This is a genomic window from Alicyclobacillus shizuokensis NBRC 103103 (assembly GCF_001552255.1).
Lineage (GTDB): Bacteria > Bacillota > Bacilli > Alicyclobacillales > Alicyclobacillaceae > Alicyclobacillus_G > Alicyclobacillus_G shizuokensis.
Window position 1 is genome coordinate 79,199 of sequence record NZ_BCQV01000004.1, and the last position, 24,564, is coordinate 103,762.

The following is a 24,564-nucleotide window of genomic DNA, read 5'->3' on the forward strand; positions in this document are numbered from 1 at the left end:
TGCGGGCGATTTTGTGCAGTTCTATTTTGCCGATGTGGAGAGCGAGGTGCTGTGAGTGTACGAAACGATCCGCTACCAGGTGGAGGACGGTGTGGCGCTGGTGACGCTCAACCGCCCGCAGGTGATGAACGCCGTCAATCAGCAGATGGGGAAAGAATTATACGACGCCTTCAAGCGGGTGGATGCCGACGCCTCGGTGCGGGCCCTTGTCCTGACCGGAGAGGGGCGCGGCTTTTGCAGCGGACAGGACCTGTCGGAAGGGCAGTCGGTGGAGCCCGGTGCGTCGCTTGGCGATACCGTGCGCGAGCGATACAACCTGCTGATTGCGCGCCTGCACGGGCTGTCGGTGCCGACCATCGCCGCCGTCAGCGGGGCCGCCGCCGGCGCCGGGTTTTCCTTGGCCCTCGCCTGTGATCTGCGCTTCGCGGCGGTCAACGCGAAGTTCACCCTGGCCTTCAACAAGATTGGCCTCGTGCCCGATTCCGGTGCCAGCTACTTCCTGCCACGCTTGGTCGGCGTCGGCAAGGCGCTCGAATTGGCCTGGACGGGCGACGTACTGTCCGCAGAGACGGCGCGGGCGCTGGGGATTGTGAATCACGTGTACGAACCGGATCAACTGCTGCAGGAGACGTTGGCGTTCGCCCGTCAGTTGGCGCAGGGGCCGACGTTCGCGTACCGGCTGACCAAGCAAGCCCTGTTCGCCAACGCCACCGCCAGCCTGGCGGACGCGCTGGAGGTCGAAGCGCAGCTGCAGGACGCGGCGGGGCGCAGTGAGGATTTCCGCGAAGGGGTGAGCGCGTTCCTGGAAAAGCGCCGGCCGCAGTACCGCGGCCGCTAGACGGCGCCCGTAGGCTGGTGCGAGGGCGGCCGGAGAGGAATTTGCGTCGGGGCTGTCGAATGTATCGTGAGCGGGGCCGGAAAATCCGCCTGGAATCGGCGGTTGTGCGGCCAACAGACAGAGAGGACCGGAGACCGTCCGGGGTAGGGGTCAACGTGAACGAGGCGGGGCAGCTTGCCGGCTGCCTCGCGGTCGGTCTTGCACAGGCTGGGACCGCGGACAACCGAGAAGGCGGGCCTTGACGTATCGGCGTTGGAAGGTAGGTCCGGGGAGGGGCTTGCTACCTGCTCTGAAAGCGCTTGCAATAATCCGACGGGTAGGGAGCGTCGCCTCCGCGCGTCAGCCTGATGTTCAGGCGGCTCGCGCCTCGGCGGTGGCCGGGGTGAATCCGGCCCACATGGGCCTGGGCCCGGTGCCCGACACAAAAAGGCGTTGGCCAGGGCGCGAATCTCCCCGGACGACCTGGACGTGGTGAAACTGAACGAGGCATTCGCCGCCCAGTTGCTGGCCTGTATGCAGTGTGGAAGAACCTGGGCGCGCTAAATCTCCCTTGGCGCGCGGGCAGCGGGCGAGAGAACGGCGAGCGACCGCTTGTTACCTTGCGAATTGGCGTCGGCTTGTTCATCATATCAACATGTGCCATCGGTCCCAGGAGTGGGTGTACGCGGGCGGACCGGTGGGTACGGGTGCGGACTCACCGGGTTTGACCGCCCGCCTATGGAGGAGAGTAGAACGTGGGCATTTTTGCGGAAATTCAACCGTACGGTCACTAGCAGGTGATCTGCTCTCGGCATCAGTCGCTTCGTCACTGCCGACCTTGTTTGGCGTGATGCAGGGAATTCGCGCCACGGCGTGGAATTCTGAGGAAGCACGGGACTGAGCGGCCGCACGTTTGCGGTTCAGGGGCTGGGCAAGGTCCACGGCCCCAAGACCATCTACTCCTGACGCCGACGCAAGCGCCCGAGGGGGATACCCCTGCCTCGGACAACCTCGAGAAGGGATGATGGACGTGTCGTACGTGATTCATCCGGCCCCAGCTGCCGACGAGCCGAAGCCAAGCGGGATGGACGACGCCCTCTTGGTGCACATGTACGAGCAAATGGTGTGGGTACGTCAGTTTGACCGCCGCCTGGTGGCGCTCCAGCGCAGCGGGCGCATCGGCACCTATCCGCCGGTGGAAGGCCACGAGGCGTGCCAGGTGGCCAGCGCTTTGGCGCTGCGCCAGCAGGACTGGGTGTTCCCCACCTACCGGGACACCGGGGCGATGCTCGTACGCGGGGTGCCGATGGAACGGCTGCTCCTGTATTGGAACGGCCGGGCCGAGGGACTGTACATCCCGGAGGGGGTGAAGGTGTTCCCGATTGCCGTGCCGATTGCCACACAGCTCCCGCACGCAGCGGGGGTGGCCTGGGCGGCCCGCCTGCGCGGGTTGGACGAGGTGGCGTTGGCGTTCTTCGGAGACGGCGCCAGTTCGGAAGGCGACTTCCACGAGGCGCTCAACTTCGCCGGGGTGTTTCGATTGCCGATCATCTTTTTCTGCGAAAACAACCAATATGCCATCAGCGTGCCATATGCCCGCCAGACGGCGAGCGAGACGATTGCGCAAAAGGCTCAGGCATACGGTCTCGTCGGCAAGCGGGTGGACGGCAGTGACGCCATCGCCGTCTACCAGGCGGTGCGGGAGGCGCTGGCAGAGGCCCGGCAGGGCGGCGGCGCGACGTTGATTGAGGCGCTGACCTATCGCTATGGACCGCATACAACCTCGGACGACCCGTCCAAGTACCGCCCGAAAGAGGAGGCCGAGGCCTGGCGCGAGCGCGATCCGCTGCTCCGCCACCGCCGCCGCCTGGAAGGCTGGGGCCTATGGGACGAAGAGCGGCAGCAGGCGTTGGAGCGGCGGGTGAACGAGGGTATTGTGGCGGCCATCCGAGCCATGGAGGCGGCACCGCCTCCGAACCCGGACGACCTGTTTGACCACGTCTATGCCGAACTTCCTCCGCGGTTGGTGCGCCAGCGCGATGAGCTGCGGGCGCGGTTGGCGCAACGAGAGGGGGCGGAGCGATGAGCGGCCGGGAACTGACTCTGATACAGGCTATCAACGCGGGCCTGCGTGAAGCCATGCGGCGCGACGAGCGGGTCATGTTGCTGGGCGAGGACATCGGCAAGAACGGGGGAGTCTTTCGTGCCACCGAAGGGCTCCTCGAGGAATTCGGCGAGGACCGAGTGGTCGACACGCCGCTGGCGGAGTCGGGGATTTTGGGCACCTCGCTGGGCCTGGCCGCCAACGGCATGCGGCCGGTGCCGGAGATTCAGTTCATGGCCTTCATCTACCCGGGATTTGAGCAGGTGGTCTCACACATCGCCCGCATCCGCATGCGCTCGCGTGGCCGCTACACGGCGCCGCTGGTGGTGCGCGTGCCGTACGGGGGCCGCAACCGGGCGCCGGAGCTGCATTCGGACAGTACCGAGACGTTTTTTGCGCACACCCCCGGGTTGGTGGTGGTCAGCCCCTCGCGGCCGTACGATGGCAAGGGGTTGCTGCTGTCGGCCATTGAGTCGGAAGACCCGGTTATCTTCCTCGAGCCGATGCGCCTCTACCGCGCTTACCGGGAGGAGGTGCCGGACGACTACTACACCGTTCCCCTCGGCCGGGCCGAAGTCGTCCGAGCTGGCCACGACGTGACGCTCATCAGCTGGGGAAGCACCATGCGCGACGCCCTCAAGGCGGCGGAGCAGGCGGAGCAGGAGCATGGATGGAGCGTCGAAGTCATTGATCTGCGCACTCTTTCGCCGTGGGACGAGGAGACGGTGTTTGCCTCGGTCATCCGCACCGGCCGGGCCGTCATCGCCCACGAAGCGTTTGGCCACTTGGGGCTTGGAGCGGAGTTGGCGGCGCGCATCGGCGAAGAGTGCATCCTCGACCTGGAAGCGCCGGTGGCGCGGGTGGCCAGCTACGACGTGCCAGCCCCGTTGTTTCAATTGGAGGACTGGTACGCGCCGGACGCCGGGCGTATCGTTGAAGGCATTCACAAGGTCATGACGTTTTGAAAGGGGGTTGACGCATGGCGGTCGAGTTTCGCTTGCCCGACGTGGGGGAAGGCATCCACGAGGCGGAGATTGTGCGCTGGCTGGTGCACGAGGGAGACCGCGTGGAGGAGTTTGACCCGATGGTAGAGGTGCAGACGGACAAAGCGATTGTCGAGTTGCCGGCGCCCGCATCCGGGGTGATCACGCACATCCACGCACCCACTGGCAGCATCGCCCACGTCGGCGACGTGCTGGTCGAGATTGAGCCGGAGAGTGTGATTGGCGATCCGGTCGTCGTCCGCGCCCCAGATCCGTCCCCGTTGGCTGCGGCGCGAGGCGGTTTGTCCGGCCCGGCGCCTGCCGATGCGGCCGGAGCGGACAAAGGCCGGCAGCGCGAGCACAGGGCGGTCGACGACGGTGTGCGGACGGTCGAGACCACCCCGTCGCAGCGGCGGCAGGGCCACGCCGCCGGACACAATCTGGACTCCGCGGCCGCAGGCCGCGCCGACACGGCGGGTGGCTCAGCGGGCGGCCCGGAGGCGGGTGCCCGGCGTCCCAAGGCGACGCCCGGTGTCCGCCACTTTGCACGCCAGCACGGGGTCTCCCTGTGGGACGTAAAAGGCACCGGCCCGGGCGGGCGCATCCTCAAGTCGGATGTCGAGCGGTATCTCCAGGAGCGTACAGCGCCGACTACCTCCGGCCCGGCCAAGAGCATGAGTGAACATGGGACATCTTTGCTCTGGTCGCTCGCCCAGCGACCGGTTCGCGGCGAGCGCGACTTGCGTCAGGGCGGCTATCCCACGCCGGTCCCGCGGTCCGCGCGACACGGGTTTGCGGTGGAAGACGGGCCTTACAGCCCTTCCCGGCCCGCTCGCGCGGATTCTTCCCCCGCAGGCGAGGGGGACGATGCGGTGCGGCGGCCCCTCGGTGCCGCTTCCCGCGCCGCCACTGGTGATGCGCGGACGCCGACGCGGGTGCCGTTCCGTGGCATCCGCCGGGCCACGGCTGAACACGTCAAGCGATCCGTCTTCACGGCCCCGCACGTGACGGCCTTTGACGAATGCGACGCCACTGCGCTGGTGGCGCTGCGGCAGCGTTGGAACGAGCGCCTGGAGTCGGAGGGCCGGCGCATCAGTTACCTTCCGTTTATCGTCAAGGCGGTGGTGTCTGCGCTGCGCGCCTTCCCGTACTTCAACGCGAGACTCGACGAAGAGGCGGAGGAGATTTTGCTGCTGCCTGAGTACCACATCGGCATCGCCGTCGACACGCCCGACGGTTTGTTTGTCCCGGTGGTCCGGGACGCCGACCAATTGACGTTGCGCGAGATCGGCGAGGAGATCTACCGTCTCTCCACCGGTGCGAGGAACCGGACCCTGACGCCGCAGGACCTGCGCGGGAGCACGTTCACCATCACCAACATGGGGCCGATTGGCGGCCTGTTTGCCACGCCGATTCTCAATTATCCAGAGGTGGGCATCCTCGGCATCCACCAGATTCAAAAGAAACCGGTGGTTATCGAGGACGAGATCCGGATTCGTCAGGTGATGACCGTCACCCTGTCCTTCGACCACCGCGTCATTGACGGGGCCATGTCGGTGCGTTTCCTGAACCATCTGAAGCGGTTGATTGAACACCCTGAGGAACTGATGCTCGAACTGCGATAAGTTGTGCGGGCGGGCCGCGCCGGTTGCCGGGCGGCCCGCTGGCGCGCCCGCGGGATGCGGCGTTTCCCTGGGGGCTGGGCGGTGCCGGCAGCGTGTGCTACCATAGACGGGAAATGGATTCAACACTGTAAAGGGTGAAAGTGCATGCCCATCGATAGGATTCGCGATCCGATGGTGACCCGTCTGTTTGAAGCGGTCCTGACCCTGCAGTCGGTCGAGGAGTGCTACCGATTTTTCGACGACCTGTGCACCATTGGCGAGATCAGGTCGTTGGCGCAGCGCCTGGAAGTGGCGCGCATGCTCCAGGCTGGTCAAACGTACCACCAGATCGAAACGGAGACGGGCGCCAGCACGGCCACTATCAGCCGTGTGAAGCGCTGTTTGAACTACGGATCGGATGGATATACGCTGGTGCTCGGGCGTCTCAAGGAAGCCGGCGGGTGACGCGGCAGCGCCCCCTGGAACGCTGGCGTGGATTTATCCCAGGAGGCTCAAAAACGCCACCGGCGACACGATACAAGTGATGACCGCGACGAGGATGACCGATTGCCCCACGACCTCGGGCAGAAGCCCCAGTTTCACCCCAATTTCGGCCGCGGCGATAATCAGGCTCAGGCGGGCGGAGAGCAAAAATCCACCCGCTGCGGCCGCCCGCCGGCCGAAGCTGCGGCGCAGTTGCCAGGCCGGCGCCAGCTTGACCACAAACGCGGCGGCCAGCAGCGCCAGCACTCCTGTCCAAGAAGCCGACTGATAAAAGCGGACGAAGTCAAACTGTAGGCCGACCGACAGAAAGAATACGGGGATGAGCAAGCCGTAGCCGATGCCGTGGCTGTACTCCTTGATGCGCTGCTTGTGGGCAAACGGCAGCGCGGAGACCAGCATGCCGACGAGGAAGCTGCCCAGAATCGGTTCTGAACCGGTGAATTCGGCGACCGCGCAAAAGCCGGCCAGCAGTGCCACCACCGCCCGCATGCGCGCCTGGGCGTCGCCGGCCAGTCGGCGCAGCGCTGGCACCCGCTGCCCCCAGGCAAGAGCCCGGTAGAGAATAAACGCCAACGGGAAGACGGAGAGCGTGAGCAAAAAGTCGTCCAGCTGACCGGAGGAGTGAACGCTGACGAACAGCGAGAGCAAGAACATCGTGGCCACGTCCGCAATCAGGGCGCACAGCAGCAGGGTCTGACCGTAGAGGGCCAAGAGTTGCCTTGACTCCTCCAGCACCGGCAGGATGATGCCCATGGACGTGGTCGCCAAGAGCAGGGTCAACATCCACGGGTGAGCGCCGGGAAACGTCAATCGGGTCAGGGCCAAGGCCGCCCCGAGGCTGACGACGAGCGACGTGCAGAAGAGGGAGATGGCCAGAAACAGCGGATTCGTCGGCTGCCCCTTCCACAGGTGCGGTTTGAGCAAGGTCATGTCCACTTCCAGGCCGGACAGGTACATTAAAAACAGCATCCCGAGCTCACCCAGTTGTTGTATCCACGCAGCCTCCTCCGGGCCGACACGGACCAGGTGGCCCGCCAACAGCATCCCAAAGCCGAGGTACCCCAGCGCCGCCGGAATGCGCAGCCACGGCAGGCGGCCGAGCAGTGTGCTGAACACAAACGACGCGCACAGGATGAGCAAGAAGAAGCGGAGCGTATCTGTCACGTCACATCCCCTCCCGGCGCACAGATGGACACTGGATGTGTATGTGCGGAGCGGACAACCCTATGCCTGGTCGACAAAATATGACACGGATGTAGACGAAATGTGAACATTTGTCGAATCCGGGCTAAAATCGTGCCACGGCCCGGGACAAATCTGAATGTTACGTGGTACAGTAATGCATGGTGCTGTTCGGGGCTGGTTCCGCCTCCCGGGCAGCATTACCGGACCGAAAGTTGGACATGCTGTGGACAGTGAGGGCGGGCGGCTTGGTCTGTCGGTTCGGAAGGCGGAACAAATACTTCGGATTGTTAGGAGAATGAGCGTTGAAACTGTTGGAGAAGGTTCAGGAACTTGGCCAATTGTTGCGGTCATCCAGTGACCAGGTGAATTTCAGCGACGTCGCCGAATTTCTTAGCCGCGTGATGTCCTGCAATGTATACATCGTCGGCCGCAAGGGCAAGATTCTCGGCTACGGCGTGATTGACGAGGCGCTCACCGAAGAGTGGCTGAAAATCATGACAGAAGACGGCCGCTTCCCGGAGGAGTTCAACAAGCATCTGCTGCGCGTGGAGACGGCCACGCCCAACCTGCAGAACAAAGAACCGTTTTACGTGTTCTCGACGGAGGAGGAAAACGCCTCGTTCCAGTCGAAGTACATCGCGGTGGCGCCGGTCATCGGCGCGCGGGAACGTCAAGGCACGCTTGTGTTCGCGCGTTCGGAGCGCCCGTTTGACGATGACGACATGATTCTCATTGAGTACAGCGCGACGGTTGTGGCGTTGGAGGTTGTGCACTCCCGTCAGCAGCACAAGGAAGAAGAGGGTCGCCAGCGCTCGCTCGCGCGTTTGGCGGTGGACTCCCTCAGCTTCTCGGAACTGCAGGCTGCCAAGTACCTTATCGACGCGGTCAAGGAGTCACCGGACGGCATCGTGGTCAGCAGCCAGATTGCCGACGAGCACGGTGTCACTCGTTCCGTCATCGTCAACAGCATTCGCAAGCTGGAGAGCGCCGGCACACTGGAGAGCCGCTCTCTCGGCATGAAGGGTACCCACCTGCGGATTCTCAACCCGTACGTCGAAGAGGAAATCGCGCGCCAGTTCGACCGCTGACGCAGGGATATAGGCCCGCACCGGGCCGCCAGAAAACCAAGGGACCCCCTGGGCCGTCTCCCCAGAGGGTCCCTTTCGCATACCCTTTGCACACCTTTGGCCAAACCGGTAAATCCTCGATTTGGCTGGAGCCTACTTTCCGCGCAGCGCGTCCTCCAGACCTAGCCAGTACCAGCACAGGGTCTCCAACCCTTTTTCCAGGTTCGCCAAGCGGAAGAACTCGTTCGGCGCGTGGAAGTTTTCATCGCTGGAGGCAAACCCCATCATGACAATCGGGGCTCCCAGCAGGCGCGCGAACGTGTCCACGACTCCTATGGATCCGCCCATGCGCGTGAACGCGGCCGGCTTACCGTAGGCCTTCTCATAGGCGCGTGCAGCCTGCTGGATGGCCGGATGGTCAAACGGGGCTACATAGGCGCGGCCGGCGTCAAACCGCTGTACGCTAGCTGTCACCCCTGGCGGTGCGTGGCGGCGCACGTGCGCTTCAATCGCCTCGAACACCCGCTCCGGGTCCTGGTCGGGGACCAGGCGGCAGGTGACCTTGGCGTGCGCCTCGTTGGGGATGACCGTCTTGGTGCCTGACCCCTGATAACCGCCATAGATGCCGTTGAACTCCAGGGTCGGCCGTACCCACAGCCGTTCCAGGGTCGTGTACCCGGCTTCGCCGTAGAGGGCAGGCACCTCCAATTCGGCGGCCAGTTGAGCGTCGTCAAACGGCAGCGCCGTTATCGACCGGCGTTCTTCTTCGCTCAGGGGCTGCACACCGTCATAAAACCCGTCCACCGTGATTCGGCCGGAATCGTCGTGCATCGAGTCCAGGATGTGCACCAGCGCCCGAATCGGGTTCTGCACGGCTCCTCCGTACAGCCCGGAGTGCAGGTCGCCCTTCGCCCCGCGCACATCAATCTGCAGCGCCGCCAGGCCGCGCAGGCCGTAACAGACCGACGGCTGGTCGGGCGCTAGCATGGTCGTGTCGGAAATGACGACGACATCCGCCTGCAGCAGGTCTCGGTGCTGCTCCACAAACCCTTCCAGGTGCCGGCTGCCAATCTCCTCCTCGCCCTCTATCAGCAGTTTGACATTGACCGGCAGCTCTCCCTCGGTTGCCAGCAACGCCTCGAGCGTCTTCAGGTGCATGAACACCTGTCCCTTGTCGTCGCTCGATCCGCGCGCATACAGCCGCCCGTCGCGCACGGTCGGTTCAAACGGCGGTGTCTGCCAGAGCTCGAGCGGATCGACCGGCTGCACGTCGTAGTGTCCGTAGATCAGGACCGTCGGCTTGCCGGGCGCCGCCAGGCGCTCTCCATAAACCACCGGGTGGCCGGGCGTCTCCATCACGGCGATGCCGTCGAGGCCAATCTCGCGCATGGCCTGCGCCAGATACTCCGCGCAGGCGCGGACATCCTGAGCGTACTCCGGTTGCGTGCTGATGCTCGGAAAACGCAGGAATTGCTTCAACTGTTCCAGGTGCTGCTCGCGATGGGACGCCAGGTAAGCAGCGAATGTGTGGCTCACGTTTCCATTGCCCCCTTTCCAGGTCACCCCTTCATTATAGCCTGGCGCCGGGAGCGGTTTACCAGACACTGGGCAAAACAAAGCGCGCCCTATGGGCGCGCTCCGCAGATGGGCATCAGTAACGGTTGGAGTAGTGAAGAGAACGGCCGGATCGGGAAAACCGCCCCTGCCGGAAGATGCGCATGAGCAGGCGGCTGACCACGGCCAGCGGCCGGTCAAACAGCCAGGCGACGCGGCCGGACACCGTACCGACGACGACGCTGGCCAACACGTCGGTCGGCCAGTGGTCACCGACGTAGACACGGGCAATCATCACGAGAATGGCCAGAATCAAAAACGTCCAGCTTACCCAACGGGACGCTTTGCCGAACGATCCGCTGGTGAACCCGAACGCGCCGGAGGTGTGGTCGCTGGGGAACGAGGCGTCATCCGCGTGCGGCGCAATGTGGTTGACCTGGTGCGGCATCGCGACGAATGGACGGGGCCGGTACCAAATGGTTCCGATGATCAGGTTGATGATGAGCGCAATCACGCCGCCGGCCACGGAGACGACCAAAGCGTGCCGCCTGGCTTCTTCGCGCCGCGGCAGGGCGAACCAGGCGATGATGAACAGGAGGGCGTACAGTTCCAACGAATACTGGGCGATGAAATACATAAACTGGTCGAGGCCGGGCGTATGGCCGGCATACTGGTTGATCGCGTGAAAGACCTCGTCGTCAAACGGATTCATATGGCTCTCCTTATCCTGCGAATGTGCCAGGGCGTGCAGGGACTGTCTGTCCGGTATGATACGCCAGCCCGGTGCGCCTGACAAGCGATTTTTTGTCAGCCTGCGTCGAAGACTGTGGCCGCGCCTATGTCGCAACCGGCGCGGGGGTTCACATCCAGCCGCATTTGTCATATAATGGCCTCAGAAAGTTTCCTTAGGGAAAAATATTGTCCTTGGTGAAACTTTGTGTCTTGAAGCGAAAAAGGAGACCGATACCGTGAGCGACTATGTGGTTTCCAGGAATACACAGGGATCACCCAGGCCCCGTAAGGACCGTCGGGCCGCGTATCGGCCTGGCTCGGTCTCCGAACGCACGGTGCGCTCGGCGCGCGGGGCCCTGACTGGCGGGCACGGGATGCGGCGTCTCCTGCCGTTTCTGGGCCCGGCCCTGATTGCAGCGGTGGCCTACGTGGACCCAGGTAACTACGCGACCAACCTGCAGGCGGGGGCGGCCTACGGATACCGGATGCTATGGGTGGTGGTGTTGGCCAACCTGATGGCGATGGTGATTCAGACGCTCTCTGCGAAGCTCGGCATCGCCACCGGCCACAGCCTGCCGGAGTTGTGCCGGGCCTATTACCCGCGTCCGCTCACGTGGACGCTGTGGGTTGTGGCGGAAATCGCGGCCATGGCGACCGATGTGGCGGAGTTTCTGGGGGCGAGCCTGGCGCTCAATCTGCTGTTTGGCATTCCGCTTTTCCCCGCTGCGGTGTTGACCGGGATTATCACCTATGGGGTGCTGACCTTGGAGCGGTTTGGTTTTCGGCCGCTGGAGGTGTTTGTGGGCGCACTGCTCGGCGCCATCGCGCTGTGCTATGTGCTGGAAACCGTGTTCTCCGCCCCGGATTGGGGGCAGATTGCGCGGCACGCGGTGACGCCGTGGCTCGGCAATTCCGACAGCGTGCTCTTGGCCGCTGGCATCATCGGCGCCACGGTGATGCCGCATGCCGTGTACTTGCACTCTGGGCTGACCCAAAACCGCATCGTGCCGCGGACCACGAGCGAGGCGGTGCGCATTCAGCGGTTTGAGCGCATGGATGTGGTTATCGCCATGTCGCTGGCCGGGATGGTCAACCTGGCCATGATGTACACCGCCGCCCGGGCGTTTCACGGCCGTGTGGGAGGGACGCTGGACATCAGCCAGGCGTTCCACACCCTGACGCCGTTGTTGGGGCCTGCTGCTGCCGGCGTGTTTTTGGCTTCGTTGCTTGCTTCCGGTCTCTCCAGTTCCGTCGTCGGGACCATGGCCGGGCAGGTGATCATGCAGGGCTTCGTCGGATTTACCATCCCTGTCTGGGTGCGGCGGTTGGTGACGATGCTGCCGACACTGGCCATTATCGGGTGGGGCACCAATCCGATGCGAGCGCTGGTCATCAGTCAAGTGGTGCTCAGCTTCGCGCTGCCGGCGCCGCTCGTCTCCTTGATTGGCTTCACGAGGCGGCGGGACGTGATGGGGCGACTGACCAATCCGCGTTGGTTGACCGCACTGTCGGGAGCCATCGCGGTCGTGGTGATTGGCTTAAACTTGGTCCTTCTCTACCTGACCTGCACCGGGGCCGGCTGAGGCATCGCCAGAGCCCGCCCCGGCTCGCCGCCGGTCCCCCAGGGCCAAAATTGAAACTCATCATCCAATCGCCGTATCCCCAACCTCCTGGCGGACACATTCTGTGGAGCCAGGGGGTTATGGCGCCACGCCCGTTCCGGCCGCGTCCGGCGTGGTCGACTGGCAATGGGGGCAGGTGCCAAACAGGTCGGCGCGGTGAGATTCGACCTGAAACTCCCGCGGCACGTGCAGGAAGGACGGGCACTCGCGGATCTCATGCACACGGTGGCAGGAGAGGCACACGAAATGGTGATGGTGGCCGTCACTGCAAAACGCGTAGTAGACGTTGCCGTCCACCAAAAACGGCATTGCCGCGCCGACCTTTGTCAGGACCTCCAAGAGTCGGTATACTGTGGTTAATCCGACGCGCGCGCCGTGTTCCTGCGCCCACTCGTGCAGTTGCGCCGGGGTCAACATGCGCTCGGACTGCACGAACAGTTCCAGCAGGGATTGCCGTTCGCGCGTCAGGCGAAAGTTTTGTTCGTGCAGCAGTTGCCGCAACCGTTCTTGATTCATTATCTCTCACTCTCGCGGGTTTATCGAAAATCGTTTTGCATACGCAATGTAACGCGGTGGCACCTATCTGTCAATCCGCGTCTGTGTTTTATCACTTCAGGTCTGGTCCTGATCTTGCGCCATGAGGAGGTTTTCCGGTGAGTTCGCGACACGACATCGCCCAACAGATGAAAAGGCAATGCTGCCAATGGTTTGAAGGTCGCGCCTGCCATCCCGAGCCGGATGGGATTCGGCAGATTGTCCAACTGGTCAGGCAGTTGATGGCGTGCAACTATTTTCCTCCCGAGAGCGGCCGCAGCCTCGGCGATGTCGTCGATGACCTGCACGTGACCCTGGCTCGACAAATCCATCGAGCCCTGTTCCGACGCTGCTACGACCAAGATGCCACACCCGAGTCGCGGGCGGAAGCCGACGCGAAGGCGGATCTCTTGATTGCTAGGCTGCCCGACCTGCAGGCCATGCTCTACGACGATGTGTTGGAGACCTATAACAACGATCCGGCTGCAACCGGTTACGACGAGATCATCCTGACCTACCCAGGTCTGCAGGCGCTGCTCATCTATCGGGTCGCCAATGCCCTATATCACCTGGACGTGCCGTTGCTGCCGCGCATGATGACCGAATACGGCCACCGCCTGACCGGAGTGGACATCCACCCAGGGGCCACCATCGGTCGTGGCATCATGATTGACCACGCCACCGGGATTGTCATCGGCGAGACGGCGGTGGTCGGAGACCACGTCAAGATCTACCAAGGAGTCACGATTGGTGCACTGCACCTGCCGCGCGACGAGGCGGGCCTGATGGTGCGGCGGACGAAGCGCCACCCGACGATTGAAGACGGCGTTGTGCTGTATGCCAACGCCACCGTGCTCGGCGGTGACACCGTCATCGGGCACCATTCGGTCATCGGCAGCAGTGCCTGGGTGACCGAGAGCGTCCCGCCATACTCCAAGGTGTTTTATCAGGCTGAGACCGTGGTCCGATTGCGCCGCGGCTGAGGGATTGCGGTGCCCACGGCAGGGGGTGAAGGTATGGCCACACGTCGAGACGTTGCCCGGCTGGCCGGGGTTTCTCCATCCACCGTATCGCGCGTTCTCAACGATAACGGGTATGTGGCCGATGACGTGCGTAAGCGGGTGCACCGGGCCATTGAGGAATTGAACTATGTTCCCAATCGGCTGGCGCGCAGTCTGAGGATGCAGCAGTCCCGGCAGGTGGCCTGCATCACGCCCTCCATCAGCAACTCCTTTTATCTGGAGATCGTCGCCGGCATCGAGGAGACGGCGCTGGCCCACGATTACACCTTTTCTCTATACAGTCTGACGTACGAGAAGCGTGAGTACTTGGATGTCGTCCTGTCCGGGTTTTACGATGGGATGATCTTGCTGGCTCCGTACGAAATGGAAAAGATTGTGGCATTATCCGAACTGGCTGGGCGGCTCCCGGTCAGTCTGTACTGCGACCGTGAGCGCCACCCCGACTTGCCGCACGTCTATGTGGACCTGCGCCGGGCGATGCGGGAGTGCACGGAGCACCTGATCTCGCTCGGGCACAGGCGAATTGTCTTCATGGGCTACCAGTTCTCCAGGCCGACTCAAAACCCACGCTACCTGGGATATCGAGACGCGCTGGAGAGCAACGGCATCCCATTGGACGAGTCCTTGACCCGGCTCTTTCCCGATTACCAGGATACCCTCACCTGCGGTTACCAGACGGTGTGCGACCTGTTGGACCGAGGGTGCTCCTTCACCGCCATCTGCGCGACCAACGACCTGATTGCAGTGGGGGCCATGCGCGCATTGGTCGAACACGGCCTGAAGGTCCCCGACGACGTGTCCCTGACCGGAGTGGATGATTTGGAGATCGCCAGTTTGGTCACACCAACCCTCTCCACCATTCGCATCCCCAAGCGCCAAATTGGGAATGTCCTCATGGAGCAGATGCTGGCGCAAATCCATGGGGACGCCGCCGCGCCGCGCGCGGTGGAGGTTTCGACTACCCTGGTGTTGCGCGAATCCGTGAAAGCCCCGGCAAGCCCTGCGCCCTAGGCCGGCGGCCTGCGGAGTCGGCCTCCTCCGTATTTTCATCCGTTTCGTTTGACAAGCGAATGGCCATCGAAATAACATGGACTCATGCGGAGTAACCGTTTTCAGGTGTCGTAGGTCGAATGTGGTCACGAAACCACAGGCGGAAGGATGGGGAGAACTTTGCCATTTGCACAAAACACCCGACACATCTTTTACGGAGGCGACTACAACCCTGAGCAGTGGCCAAAGGAGGTGTGGCAGGAAGACGTCAGGCTGATGCGCGAAGCGGGTGTCAACATGGTGAGTCTGGCGATTTTCGCCTGGGCCAAGCTGGAGCCGTCGCCTGGGCAGTTCGATTTTTCCTGGTTGGACGAAGTGGTGAACTTGCTGTGGCAGAACGGCATCGCGGTCAATCTGGCGACGGCCACGGCGTCGCCGCCGGCGTGGCTGGTGGTGCGCCATCCCGAAGTGTTGCCGGTGGATGAAAACGGGGTGCGCTACTCGCACGGATCGCGTCAGCACTATTGCCCCAACAGTCCGGAATATGGGGAATACAGTCGGCGGTTGGTGCGCGCGCTGGCAGAGCACTACAAAGACCATCCCGCGCTGGCGATGTGGCACGTCAACAACGAGTACGGCTGCCACGTGTCGCGCTGCTTTTGTCCGCGCTGCGAGGCCGCCTTTCGCGGCTGGTTGAAGGCGCGCTACGGGAGCCTGGAGGAGCTGAACGACCGCTGGGGCACCGCGTTTTGGAGTCAAACCTACTATGACTGGAGTGAAATTCCGCTCCCGCGCAAGACGCCGACGTACGCCAACCCGGCGCAGCAGCTGGACTACGCGCGCTTCATGTCGGACAGCCTGATTGAGTTATACGTGGCAGAGAGCGACGTTCTGAAGCAGGTCACGCCCCACGTCCCGGTGATGACCAACCTGATGGGCTTCTTCAAACCGATTGACTACTTCAAGTTGGCCCAGCACATGGACCTGGTGACCTGGGACAGCTATCCCGAGCCGACCGCCGGCATCCCTGTGCTGGCCGCGATGTCGCACGACCTGATGCGCAGCCTGAAGCAGGGGCAGCCGTTCCTCTTGATGGAACAGACGGCCAGCCAGGTCAACTGGCGACCGCAGAATCCCCTTAAGCGCCCGGGTGTGACGCGGCTGTGGAGCTACCAGACGATAGCGCGAGGCGGCGACGGCATCCTGTTCTTCCAGTGGCGCGCTTCCCGCGCCGGAGCCGAAAAGTTCCATGGCGCCATGCTGCCGCACGCAGGCAGCAACACCCGTGTGTTTCGCGAGGTTGTACAGCTGGGGCAGGAGCTGCCAGGGCTTGCCGAGGTTGTAGGCAGCCGCGTCCGGGCGCAGGTGGCCATCCTGTTCGACTGGGCCAACTGGTGGGCGTTGGAGCTGGGTTCAAAGCCGAGCCAGGACATCCGCTACCTGGATGAACTGCTGCGCTGGTACCGGCCTTTATTCGAGCAGAACGTCGCCGTCGACTTTGTCCCCCCGGAGGCGGACCTGTCCAAATACAAACTGGTGTTGGCGCCGCACCTGTACCTGCTGACCGAGCGCGCGGCCAGCGGCATCGCCGACTATGTGCGCCGGGGCGGAGTGTTCTTGACGACATTCTTCTCGGGCATCGTCGACGAAAACGAGCGTGTGCACCTGGGCGGATACCCGGCGCCGCTCAGGAAGGTGCTGGGCATGTACGTGGAAGAGTTCGATCCGTTCCTCCCGCGTCAACAGGTTCCCTGCCGGTACACCGGTACAGCTTTGCCCGTTCCCGGAACCGGCGGGCTTGGTGCAGAGACATCCGGGGCCATAGACGCAGGGGGCCTACGGGACGTGCTGCCCGAGACGTTCTCCGGCGATCTGTGGGCGGATGTCATTGTGCTGGAGGGGGCGCAGCCGCTGGCCGAGTTTGGTGCCGACTTTTACGCCGGTCGGGCGGCTGTGACGGCGCACAGTTTTGGTCAGGGTCTCGCCGTCTATGTGGGCACGCGGCCGGATGCGGACGCCATCAGGCGGCTGCTGTTCTCTATTGCCGATGTGGCCGGAGTGGAGCCCGCCTTGGTGACACCTGAGGGTGTAGAGGCAGTATGGCGGCAGCAGCCGGGCGGATCGCGCTTCTTGTTCCTGCTCAATCACACAGACGAGGAGCAGTCCATCGCGTTGGAGGACGTGCCTGGCCCCTTGAGGGATGTCTGGACCGGGGATGCGGTGGGGACAGTCCTGCGGTTGCAGGCACGGGGGGTGCGGGTGCTGAAACAATAGCCGCCATGGCGCGGGTTCGGCGTCCTGATGATGATCAGGGCCATCTGTCGGATCGGCCTGGTTAGCCGTAACATGGTTAGCCGTAACTATGTTACCTGGACAAAAGTTCGATATCAATTCGGGCAAAAGTCCGATGGATTGTCGATGTGGCAAGTGTTATATTGTAGACAACCCTTTTCCCCTAGGAAGGCGCAACCGCTCGGATGCGCCGATTTTTTTTGTCTTGTGTAGCCGGCGTGGCGGCCGTGCCTTGATCATTCATCACCGGGACAACCGGTAGGGCACCGACACCACCTTCACGGATTTGCCGAGCACCAGCCAGGCCATCAGCAGTCCGCCCGTCTTGTTGTGCAGGAGTGTATGCCACCAGCGGGTGGTGATGAACTGCGGGATGACCACGGTGATGTTGTCGGGGTCATACTTGTGCAGCTCAAACTCGACAAACCGCTGCAGTCGCTTCGCCACGTTGCGGTACTGGGAGTGGATGACGACCAGCGGTACCCCGCTTTGCAGGCGGTCCCAGTCGCGCTGAATCTTTTCGGTGGCCCGGCGCATCTCTTCCTCCGACTCATTGGCGATGACCGTCACGGCGATCACATGCTTGAAGTTGTCCACCGCGTAGCGCAAGGCCTGTACCGATGCCTTGTTGACGGAGGCAATCGGGACGATGGTGATGCTGTCCCCCTTTGACGTGAACGGTTGGGAGAAGTCGTAGCGCAGGTCAGCCTTGACCTGCTCGTAATGCGCTTTGATCTTGGAAAACATCACCACCAACAACGGTACGCACACCAGAACCAGCCAAGCTCCGTCGAAAAAGCGCGTGATGGCGAACACCAGGCAGGCGGCGACGGTCATGATGAAGCCAAAGCCGGTGCCGATAGTCGGCCACAGCCAGTTCTTTTGGCGCTCGCGCAGCTGTCGCACCAGCATGCCCAACTGCGATACGGAGAACGTGTAGAACACGCTCACCGCGTACAGGGGAATCAATCGCTCCACACGGGCGTCAAAGACGAGCGTCAAGGCGAGCGAGATGATGGTCAGGAACACGATGCCGTTGCTGTAAACCAGTCGATCCCCCTTATGCTGCATCCAGCGGGGCATGAATCCGTCGCGGGCCATCGACGACCACAGCGCCGGACAGCCGGCGAAGGCAGTGTTGGCCGCGATGACCAGGATGCACATGGTCGCCAGTGAGACGATGACGGCGGCGATGCGGCCGGCCAGGGAGGGACCGAAGACCACGTGCGCCTCCTGGTTGATCAGCGGGACGTTTGGGTTGTATTGTAGGCCGTGCAGCGTGGCGACACCGGATACGATGAGAAACAGCATCGACAGCGTGATGATCAGCGACAGCAGCGTGCGGGTGGCGCGTTTGGCGGACGGATCGCGGAAAACCGGGACGGAATTGGAGACCGCCTCGACGCCGGTCAGTGCGCTGCAGCCGCTGGCAAACATCTTGAGAAAGAGAAACAGGCTCATACCGCCGAGGGCGTGCATGCCGGCGGGTGTCGGCACGGTGATGGCGTCCGGGTGGCGGATGGCCCCGACGACGGCGGCGGCGCCGACCGCGCCGATGCAGCCGATGAACAGGTAGGTGAAGGGCACCAGCACCGTGGCCGATTCGCCGACTCCGCGCAGGTTGAGCAGCATGATGAGCAGGGTCAGCAGCACGTTGCACAGCAGTTTGTGGTCGTTCACCCACGGAATCTCGGGCCCGACCGCGTCGACCCCGGCGGCGATGGAGACGGCGACCGTGAGCGTATAGCCGATGATCAACGTGGCGGCGGCGGAGAGGCCCCAGTATCGTCCCAGGTCGTTGAGGCCGATGGCGTAGGCGCCTCCGCCCAACGGGTAGTGGCGGATGATGTTTCGATAGGCCAAATACAAGAGAAACGCCAGGATGACGATGAGGCCGGTACCAAGCATGGAAAACCCAAGCACATCGGAGACGGTCGCTTGGGCGGCGCCGGCGGCGATGAGGACCGCTAGCACGGATTCCATCTGGTCCGTCGCGTAGGCGACGCTGGACAGCGCGTCGGGGGTCAACAGCGCCATGCCCTGCAGGGCGCCGATGCGGGCCTGCTGGCTCTCCCTCGTCTTGAGTGGCCGGCCGACAACCAAGCGTTTCAAACTCGCCATCATGTCACGTCTCCAGTCGTAACGTCGAAAATTTGCCGTTACGCGCGTGCGCAGGGAGGCGTGCGCAGCGCGCGCAGATGTCGCTTGACGCCAAGACTCTACAGGATGCAAGGGCGCGTCCGCAAACCGCAAAACGGCTGATGAAAGCGAATTCATATGCCGTCCTTGCGGGCTTTTGCGAGGCGGCACGGGACGCGCGAATGGAATCGTGAAAATACGCGAGAAATCGCGGCTATGTTGCGATTCTTGGCCGCTTGTTCTATGATAAGTGTGCGACAATTGGATACCGAGTACACGGCAATCCTTCGGGGCAGGGTGAGGCGAAGGCCGATGGCCGCGCCAATTCCCGATCGGTGGTGAAGCGCACGGCGATGCGCGAAGTCCACGAGCGCCAATGCGTCGGCCGCGACGGCGGCGGCACGTCTTGGCGCAGGAACTGGTGAGACTCCAGTACCGACGGTATAGTCCGGATGAAAGAAGGATGGCGGTGGCAACGTCTGTTTGTGCGGTCGTGTCCCGGCAGACCGGTCTCCTGTTCCACTGGGGAAGCAGATTCCGCCGGTGCGGATTGGAGGAACGGGTCTGTACGGTGCGGACGCAGTCCTGTTGGACGTCAACCATCGTTCATCAATCGGTCAGGCCCCCTGGATGGATTCCAGGGGGCCTGCTTTGTGATCCGCTATGCTCCGCAAGGCAGAGGTCGCAGGGAGGGCAGATGATGACCGGCCTACAAGCTGCAGCAGGGAACGTTGATCTGGACGCTCACTTCATGCGCCTGGCCATCTCGCTCGGAGAGTTGGGGCTGGCGCAGGCGAGTCCGAATCCGGCTGTGGGCGCCCTCATCGTCCGCGACGGCGAAGTGGTGGGCCAGGGAGCGCACCTGAAGGCTGGCGGCCCCCACGCGGAGGTGCACGCGCTCCGCATGGCGGGCGAAGCCGCCCGCGGCGCCACCGCCTACGTCACCCTCGAGCCGTGCAGCCACTTTGGCCGCACGCCGCCATGCGCGGACGCATTGATTGCCGCCGGCGTGCGCAGGGTGGTCGTCGCCTGCACGGACCCGAATCCGCAGGTGGCGGGGCGAGGCCTGGCGCGCTTGCGCGAGGCGGGCATCGAGGTGGTCGTCGGCGTCGAGGCAGAAGCGGCCAAGCGGCTGCACGAGGCGTTCTTTCACATGATGGCGACAGGCAGGCCGCTGGTTGTCTGGAAGGCCGCCGCCACGCTGGATGGTTACATCGCAGCCGCGTCCGGGCACAGCCGCTACGTGACCGGCGCGGCCGCGCGGCAGGAGGTGCAGTGGCTGCGTTGGCGGATTCCGGCCATCGCCGTTGGGGTGCAGACCGTCCTGGCGGACGATCCGCAGCTCACCATGCGCCTCCATTCGCAGTCGGGGGCGCGGCAGCCGCTGCGGGTGGTGTTTGATTCGAGGTTGCGGACGCCGCACAGCGCCAGGCTGCTGCGGGAGCCGGGGCAAACCTTGATTTACACGACGGAGGCGGTTGCCGACGAGCGAGCGCAGCGGTTGACGGAGGCGGGCAAGGGGCGGATCGACATCGTGCGTCTGCCGCCTCGGGCGGATGGCCGAGTGCCGTTGGCTGACGCCCTGGCCGACCTCGCCCGGCGCGGGTGCGACAGCGTCCTCGTCGAGGGCGGGCGCACCTTGGTGAGCGCGCTGCTCCGCGAGCGGCTGATAGACCGGGTGGTGTACTACCTGGCGCCCAAGCTCCTGGGCGGGGGCATACCGGCCCTCGACGGCCTCGCGCCTGTGCGGATGGAGGAGGCGGTGACGCTTGCCGACGTCCGCACAGAGGTGGTGGGCGGTGACATTCGCGTGGAAGGGCGTCTCGTTTATCCTGCGCGAGAGGAGGAGAAACACGGTGTTCACCGGGTTGGTTGAAGAGGTGGCGCGCGTGGTGGACATGGAGCCGCGGGCCGAGAGTGTGCGCATCCGGCTGGCGGCGGAACGGGTGTTGGAGGACGTGCGGCTGGGCGACAGCATCGCGGTCAACGGCGTCTGTCTGACGGTGGTGGCGTTTGACAGCCGCACGTTCACCGCGGACGCAGTGAAGGAGACCCTGCGCCGCTCCAACCTGGGCCGCCTGCGCCCGGGCAGCCGCGTCAACGTGGAGCGGGCGCTGCGCGTGGGGGATCGCCTTGGCGGGCACATCGTCGCCGGCCATGTCGACGCGGTCGGCATCCTTGCCGCACGTGCGCGGGAGGGCGTGGCGACGGTGCTCACCATCTCCGCTCCACTGTCCGTCCTGCGTTATGTCGTGGAGAAGGGTTCCATCTGCGTCGACGGCGTCAGCCTGACGGTGATGGACGTGGACGACAAGGGGTTCCGCGTCTCCATCATCCCGCATACGGGTGCCCACACGACGCTCTTGGATGCCAAGGTGGGCCAGGAGGTCAACCTGGAGGTGGACGTTCTGGCCAAGTACCTGGAAAAGCTGGCCGCCCCCCGCTTGGGCACTCCGTTGGCTGTGGGCGCCGAGACGGACGGATTGTCAGGAGACGCCGCTTTGGATTTGGGCTTCCTGCGTCAGCACGGGTACGCCTGAGGGCGTTGACCGGAACCTAGGGAAGGAAGGCGAACGCGATGTTGAACTCGATTGAGGAGGCTGTCGCGGACCTGCGCGCCGGCCGCGTGGTCATCGTGGTCGATGACGAGGACAGGGAGAACGAGGGCGATTTTGTGGCGCTCGGCGAGAAGGCCACGCCAGAGGTCATCAATTTCATGATCACGCACGGGCGCGGGCTCGTGTGTGTCCCAATAACCGCAGACCGGGCCCAACGGCTGGGGTTCCGCTCGATGGTGGAAGAGAACACCGACGCTTACGGCACCGCCTTCACCGTCTCCGTCGACGAGGCGCGGACACACACCGGCATCTCCGCCTTCGAGCGGGCCCAGACGGTGGCGGCGCTGGTGCGCGCGGACGCGCGGCCCCAGGATTTTCGTCGCCCGGGGCACATCTTCCCGCTGATTGCCAAGGAGGGCGGCGTGCTGCGCCGCGCCGGGCACACCGAAGCCGCGGTCGATCTCGCCCGACTCGCCGGGGCGGAGCCGGTGGGCGTGATCTGCGAGATCCTGAACGAGGACGGTACCATGGCGCGCCTGCCGCAGCTGTTGGAACTGGCCGCCCGTCACGGTCTGAAGGTCATTTCGATTGCCGATTTGATAGCCTACCGCAAGCGGTCGGAAAAGCTCGTCGAGCGCCGCGCCAGCGCGAAACTGCCGACGGCTTACGGTGAGTTCCAAGCCGTGGTCTACACCAATCAACTGGACGACAAGGAGCACATCGCCTTGGTGATGGGCGAGATGGACGGGGAGCCGACGCTCGTGCGCGTGCACTCGGAGTGTCTGACCGGCGACGCCTTTGCCTCGCTCAGGTGCGACTGCGGGCCGCAGCTGCACGCGGCCATGCAGCAGATTGCGGAGGAGGGCAAAGGGGTGCTCCTGTACCTGCGCCAGGAAGGCCGCGGGATTGGCCTGTTGAACAAGATCCGCGCCTACGCGCTGCAGGACGAGGGGGCGGACACGGTGGAGGCCAACCACCGCCTGGGTTTCGCCGACGACCTGCGCGATTACGGCATCGGGGCGCAGATTCTGCATGACCTGGGAGTGCGCCGGATGCGGCTTTTGACCAACAATCCGCGCAAGATCCGGGGCATTGAGGGTCACGGTCTGACGGTGGTGGAGCGGGTTCCGCTGGAAGTGGACCGCAACCCTTACAATGAACACTATCTGCAGACAAAACGCGAAAAGCTGGGGCATTTGTTGCACCTGTGAGACGGGAGGAGCCAACATGAACATCCGCACGTACGAAGGTCACCTGACTGGAGAAGGACTGAAGTTTGGCGTTGTCATCAGCCGTTTCAACGAGTTTATCACAGAGCGCCTGCTCGGCGGCGCCCTTGATGCCTGGAAGCGGCACGGTGTGGGCGAGGAGGACGTGGAGGTGGCCTGGGTGCCGGGCGCCTTCGAGATCCCGTTCATCGCCAAGCAGCTCGCCCAGTCGGGACGCTACGACGCGGTTGTGGCCCTGGGTGCGGTTATCCGCGGGGCCACGCCGCACTTTGACTACGTGGCGGGAGAGGTGGCCAAGGGAGTGGCCCAGGTGTCGCTGCAGTCCGAGTGCCCGGTCATCTTTGGGGTGCTCACCACCGACACGATTGAACAAGCGATTGAGCGAGCCGGCACCAAGGCCGGAAATAAAGGCTGGGACGCGGCCGTGTCGGCCATAGAAATGGCCAACCTGACCCGCACCCTGCGTGGTTGATGGTGCTGGCAACCGGAGTTCTGCGATGGGTCAAAACAAAATGGAAAGTGATTGATACTATTCCTCTCATAGTCTAAACTACATACTAGTCGCACTCATAAGAGTTCGGGAGGAACGCGGATGTCAGCGAAACTGGACGCGATTGTGGCGTGTCTGGATGTGATTCGGCAGACGTACCCGGAGGACGCCAGTCTCATTGTGTTTGACACTGAAAAGGTGGTCACGCAGATCCCTGGGGAACATATTAAACCGGAGTTCGACGTTGGCACTCCCATTACGGAGATGGAGAATACGGTGACGGCGAAGGCGATGCGCTTGGGACAGACGCTGTGTGAGGAGCGGGACGCCATCATGGTCACCGGTGTTCCGTACGTAGCTACGGCCGTGCCCATCTTTGAGGACGGTCAAGTGGTCGGCTGCGTCACCGCCCTCGTCAGCCAGGGACGGTTGGCCGCACTGCGCGATGGTGCCAGTGAGCTCTCGGCATTGGTGCAAGAAATGTCCGCGAACGCCGATGAAATCGCCCAGGCTTCGGCCCGGATGGCGGAGTTTGTGCAAGGCATGGCGGCCCATGCCGGCACCGTGTCGGAGAACATCGACAAAATCCACTCCGTGCTCGACTTCGTCAAGAGCGTGGCGACGCAGTCACATATGCTTGGGCTCAACGCCGCGATTGAAGCGGCACGAGCGGGAGAAGCCGGGCGGGGGTTCTCGGTGGTGGCGGGGGAAATCCGCAAGATGGCGGAACAGAGTAAGCAGGCGGTGCAGGACATCCAGCAGCAGCTTGAGGTCGTCCTGGAAGCGGTGAGCCGCATGGACGAGGCCATTCGCACGATGAGCGGGGCCACCCAGGAGCATAACGCCAACATTGAAGAGTTGAACTCGGAGTTCGCCCATGTCGCGGCGACGGCCGAAAAACTGGCCAAGGCAGCAGGTTGACCAACTAACCGTTTACCTGAACTGGCCCGAATGAGGCGCGGGAGCGTTATTGTGTTCCGCGCATCCGCCGCACGGGACAAGGTGGCACCGGGGAGGCTCCCGCATCAGGAAAGAAGACACCCAGCCCGCGTCCGCTGTTGGTCGACAGCGGGGTGCCACCATAAATCAGGAAAAGAGCCTGGAGGTTTTCCGTCTCGCCCTCTGGCTGGAGTGGCGG

21 protein-coding genes and 1 riboswitch are annotated in these 24,564 nt (G+C 63.6%); of the genes, 16 read left to right on the forward strand and 5 right to left on the reverse strand.

Annotation, left to right across the window (positions count from 1 at the left end):
- Window positions 1-55: 55 nt before the first annotated feature.
- The 6 genes from ASH01S_RS02115 to ASH01S_RS02135 all read left to right on the forward strand — a co-directional run bounded on the left by ASH01S_RS02115 (window position 56) and on the right by ASH01S_RS02135 (window position 5,973).
- Complete coding sequence (locus ASH01S_RS02115; protein WP_067922700.1) at window positions 56-838, forward strand: enoyl-CoA hydratase-related protein; 783 nt, start codon at window positions 56-58, stop codon at window positions 836-838.
- A gap of 432 nt (window positions 839-1,270) precedes the next feature.
- Window positions 1,271-1,381 (forward strand): hypothetical protein, encoded by a 111-nt coding sequence (locus ASH01S_RS17775; protein WP_083516739.1) that lies wholly within the window; start codon window positions 1,271-1,273, stop codon window positions 1,379-1,381.
- 460 nt (window positions 1,382-1,841) lie between these two features.
- On the forward strand, window positions 1,842-2,903 hold the full coding sequence (gene pdhA, locus ASH01S_RS02120) for a pyruvate dehydrogenase (acetyl-transferring) E1 component subunit alpha (protein ID WP_169794167.1): 1,062 nt from the start codon (window positions 1,842-1,844) through the stop codon (window positions 2,901-2,903).
- On the forward strand, window positions 2,900-3,886 hold the full coding sequence (locus tag ASH01S_RS02125; protein ID WP_067922704.1) for an alpha-ketoacid dehydrogenase subunit beta: 987 nt from the start codon (window positions 2,900-2,902) through the stop codon (window positions 3,884-3,886). The genes pdhA and ASH01S_RS02125 overlap by 4 nt, the downstream gene beginning before the upstream one ends.
- A 14-nt stretch (window positions 3,887-3,900) precedes the next feature.
- Complete coding sequence (locus ASH01S_RS02130; protein ID WP_067922706.1) at window positions 3,901-5,529, forward strand: dihydrolipoamide acetyltransferase family protein; 1,629 nt, start codon at window positions 3,901-3,903, stop codon at window positions 5,527-5,529.
- Between the two features lie 144 nt (window positions 5,530-5,673).
- Window positions 5,674-5,973 carry a YerC/YecD family TrpR-related protein gene (locus ASH01S_RS02135; RefSeq protein ID WP_067922709.1) on the forward strand — a complete coding sequence of 100 codons (300 nt, stop codon included), beginning with the start codon at window positions 5,674-5,676 and terminating at the stop codon, window positions 5,971-5,973.
- 33 nt (window positions 5,974-6,006) lie between these two features.
- Here the strand turns inward: ASH01S_RS02135 and ASH01S_RS02140 are convergent, their stop codons facing one another.
- Window positions 6,007-7,176, reverse strand: a complete 1,170-nt coding sequence (locus ASH01S_RS02140; RefSeq protein ID WP_067922712.1) for a cation:proton antiporter — start codon at window positions 7,174-7,176, stop codon at window positions 6,007-6,009.
- Between the two features lie 323 nt (window positions 7,177-7,499).
- Here ASH01S_RS02140 and codY point away from each other — a divergent pair, with 323 nt between their 5' ends.
- Window positions 7,500-8,285 carry a GTP-sensing pleiotropic transcriptional regulator CodY gene (gene codY, locus ASH01S_RS02145; RefSeq protein ID WP_067922714.1) on the forward strand — a complete coding sequence of 262 codons (786 nt, stop codon included), beginning with the start codon at window positions 7,500-7,502 and terminating at the stop codon, window positions 8,283-8,285.
- Window positions 8,286-8,417: 132 nt separating this feature from the next.
- Here codY and ASH01S_RS02150 read toward each other — a convergent pair whose 3' ends face one another.
- Entirely contained in the window at window positions 8,418-9,800 is a 1,383-nt protein-coding gene (locus ASH01S_RS02150; RefSeq protein ID WP_067922717.1) for a dipeptidase, read from the reverse strand.
- Window positions 9,801-9,915: 115 nt separating this feature from the next.
- Window positions 9,916-10,530 carry an undecaprenyl-diphosphatase gene (locus ASH01S_RS02155; protein ID WP_067922719.1) on the reverse strand — a complete coding sequence of 205 codons (615 nt, stop codon included), beginning with the start codon at window positions 10,528-10,530 and terminating at the stop codon, window positions 9,916-9,918.
- 256 nt (window positions 10,531-10,786) lie between these two features.
- Here ASH01S_RS02155 and ASH01S_RS02160 point away from each other — a divergent pair, with 256 nt between their 5' ends.
- Entirely contained in the window at window positions 10,787-12,133 is a 1,347-nt protein-coding gene (locus tag ASH01S_RS02160) for an Nramp family divalent metal transporter (RefSeq protein ID WP_281178177.1), read from the forward strand.
- Window positions 12,134-12,250: 117 nt separating this feature from the next.
- Here the strand turns inward: ASH01S_RS02160 and ASH01S_RS02165 are convergent, their stop codons facing one another.
- Window positions 12,251-12,688 (reverse strand): Fur family transcriptional regulator, encoded by a 438-nt coding sequence (locus tag ASH01S_RS02165; RefSeq protein ID WP_067922721.1) that lies wholly within the window; start codon window positions 12,686-12,688, stop codon window positions 12,251-12,253.
- Window positions 12,689-12,825: 137 nt separating this feature from the next.
- Between ASH01S_RS02165 and epsC the strand changes: the two genes are divergently transcribed.
- The 3 genes from epsC to ASH01S_RS02180 all read left to right on the forward strand — a co-directional run bounded on the left by epsC (window position 12,826) and on the right by ASH01S_RS02180 (window position 16,992).
- Window positions 12,826-13,689, forward strand: a complete 864-nt coding sequence (gene epsC, locus ASH01S_RS02170) for a serine O-acetyltransferase EpsC (protein WP_245628896.1) — start codon at window positions 12,826-12,828, stop codon at window positions 13,687-13,689.
- A 33-nt stretch (window positions 13,690-13,722) separates the two neighbouring features.
- The gene (locus ASH01S_RS02175; protein WP_067922723.1) at window positions 13,723-14,739 is read left to right on the forward strand and encodes a LacI family DNA-binding transcriptional regulator; all 1,017 of its coding nucleotides are present in this window, start codon (window positions 13,723-13,725) and stop codon (window positions 14,737-14,739) included.
- Window positions 14,740-14,898: 159 nt separating this feature from the next.
- Window positions 14,899-16,992 carry a beta-galactosidase gene (locus ASH01S_RS02180; RefSeq protein ID WP_169794168.1) on the forward strand — a complete coding sequence of 698 codons (2,094 nt, stop codon included), beginning with the start codon at window positions 14,899-14,901 and terminating at the stop codon, window positions 16,990-16,992.
- Window positions 16,993-17,253: 261 nt separating this feature from the next.
- On the opposite strand, the gene ASH01S_RS02185 is transcribed toward ASH01S_RS02180, so the two are convergent.
- Window positions 17,254-19,131, reverse strand: a complete 1,878-nt coding sequence (locus ASH01S_RS02185; RefSeq protein WP_169794169.1) for an APC family permease — start codon at window positions 19,129-19,131, stop codon at window positions 17,254-17,256.
- 297 nt (window positions 19,132-19,428) lie between these two features.
- Window positions 19,429-19,617: riboswitch (FMN riboswitch) on the forward strand.
- A gap of 232 nt (window positions 19,618-19,849) precedes the next feature.
- Here ASH01S_RS02185 and ribD point away from each other — a divergent pair.
- The 5 genes from ribD to ASH01S_RS02210 all read left to right on the forward strand — a co-directional run bounded on the left by ribD (window position 19,850) and on the right by ASH01S_RS02210 (window position 24,347).
- The gene (gene ribD, locus ASH01S_RS02190) at window positions 19,850-21,025 is read left to right on the forward strand and encodes a bifunctional diaminohydroxyphosphoribosylaminopyrimidine deaminase/5-amino-6-(5-phosphoribosylamino)uracil reductase RibD (protein WP_067922731.1); all 1,176 of its coding nucleotides are present in this window, start codon (window positions 19,850-19,852) and stop codon (window positions 21,023-21,025) included.
- Complete coding sequence (locus tag ASH01S_RS02195) at window positions 21,006-21,689, forward strand: riboflavin synthase (protein ID WP_067922734.1); 684 nt, start codon at window positions 21,006-21,008, stop codon at window positions 21,687-21,689. The genes ribD and ASH01S_RS02195 overlap by 20 nt, the downstream gene beginning before the upstream one ends.
- Window positions 21,690-21,727: 38 nt before the next feature.
- Window positions 21,728-22,918, forward strand: a complete 1,191-nt coding sequence (locus ASH01S_RS02200) for a bifunctional 3,4-dihydroxy-2-butanone-4-phosphate synthase/GTP cyclohydrolase II (RefSeq protein WP_067922737.1) — start codon at window positions 21,728-21,730, stop codon at window positions 22,916-22,918.
- Window positions 22,919-22,934: 16 nt separating this feature from the next.
- Window positions 22,935-23,408: a 6,7-dimethyl-8-ribityllumazine synthase gene (gene ribH / locus ASH01S_RS02205; protein WP_067922739.1), complete on the forward strand. Its 474-nt coding sequence runs from the start codon at window positions 22,935-22,937 to the stop codon at window positions 23,406-23,408.
- A 120-nt stretch (window positions 23,409-23,528) separates the two neighbouring features.
- On the forward strand, window positions 23,529-24,347 hold the full coding sequence (locus ASH01S_RS02210; protein WP_067922741.1) for a methyl-accepting chemotaxis protein: 819 nt from the start codon (window positions 23,529-23,531) through the stop codon (window positions 24,345-24,347).
- Window positions 24,348-24,564: the final 217 nt, after the last annotated feature.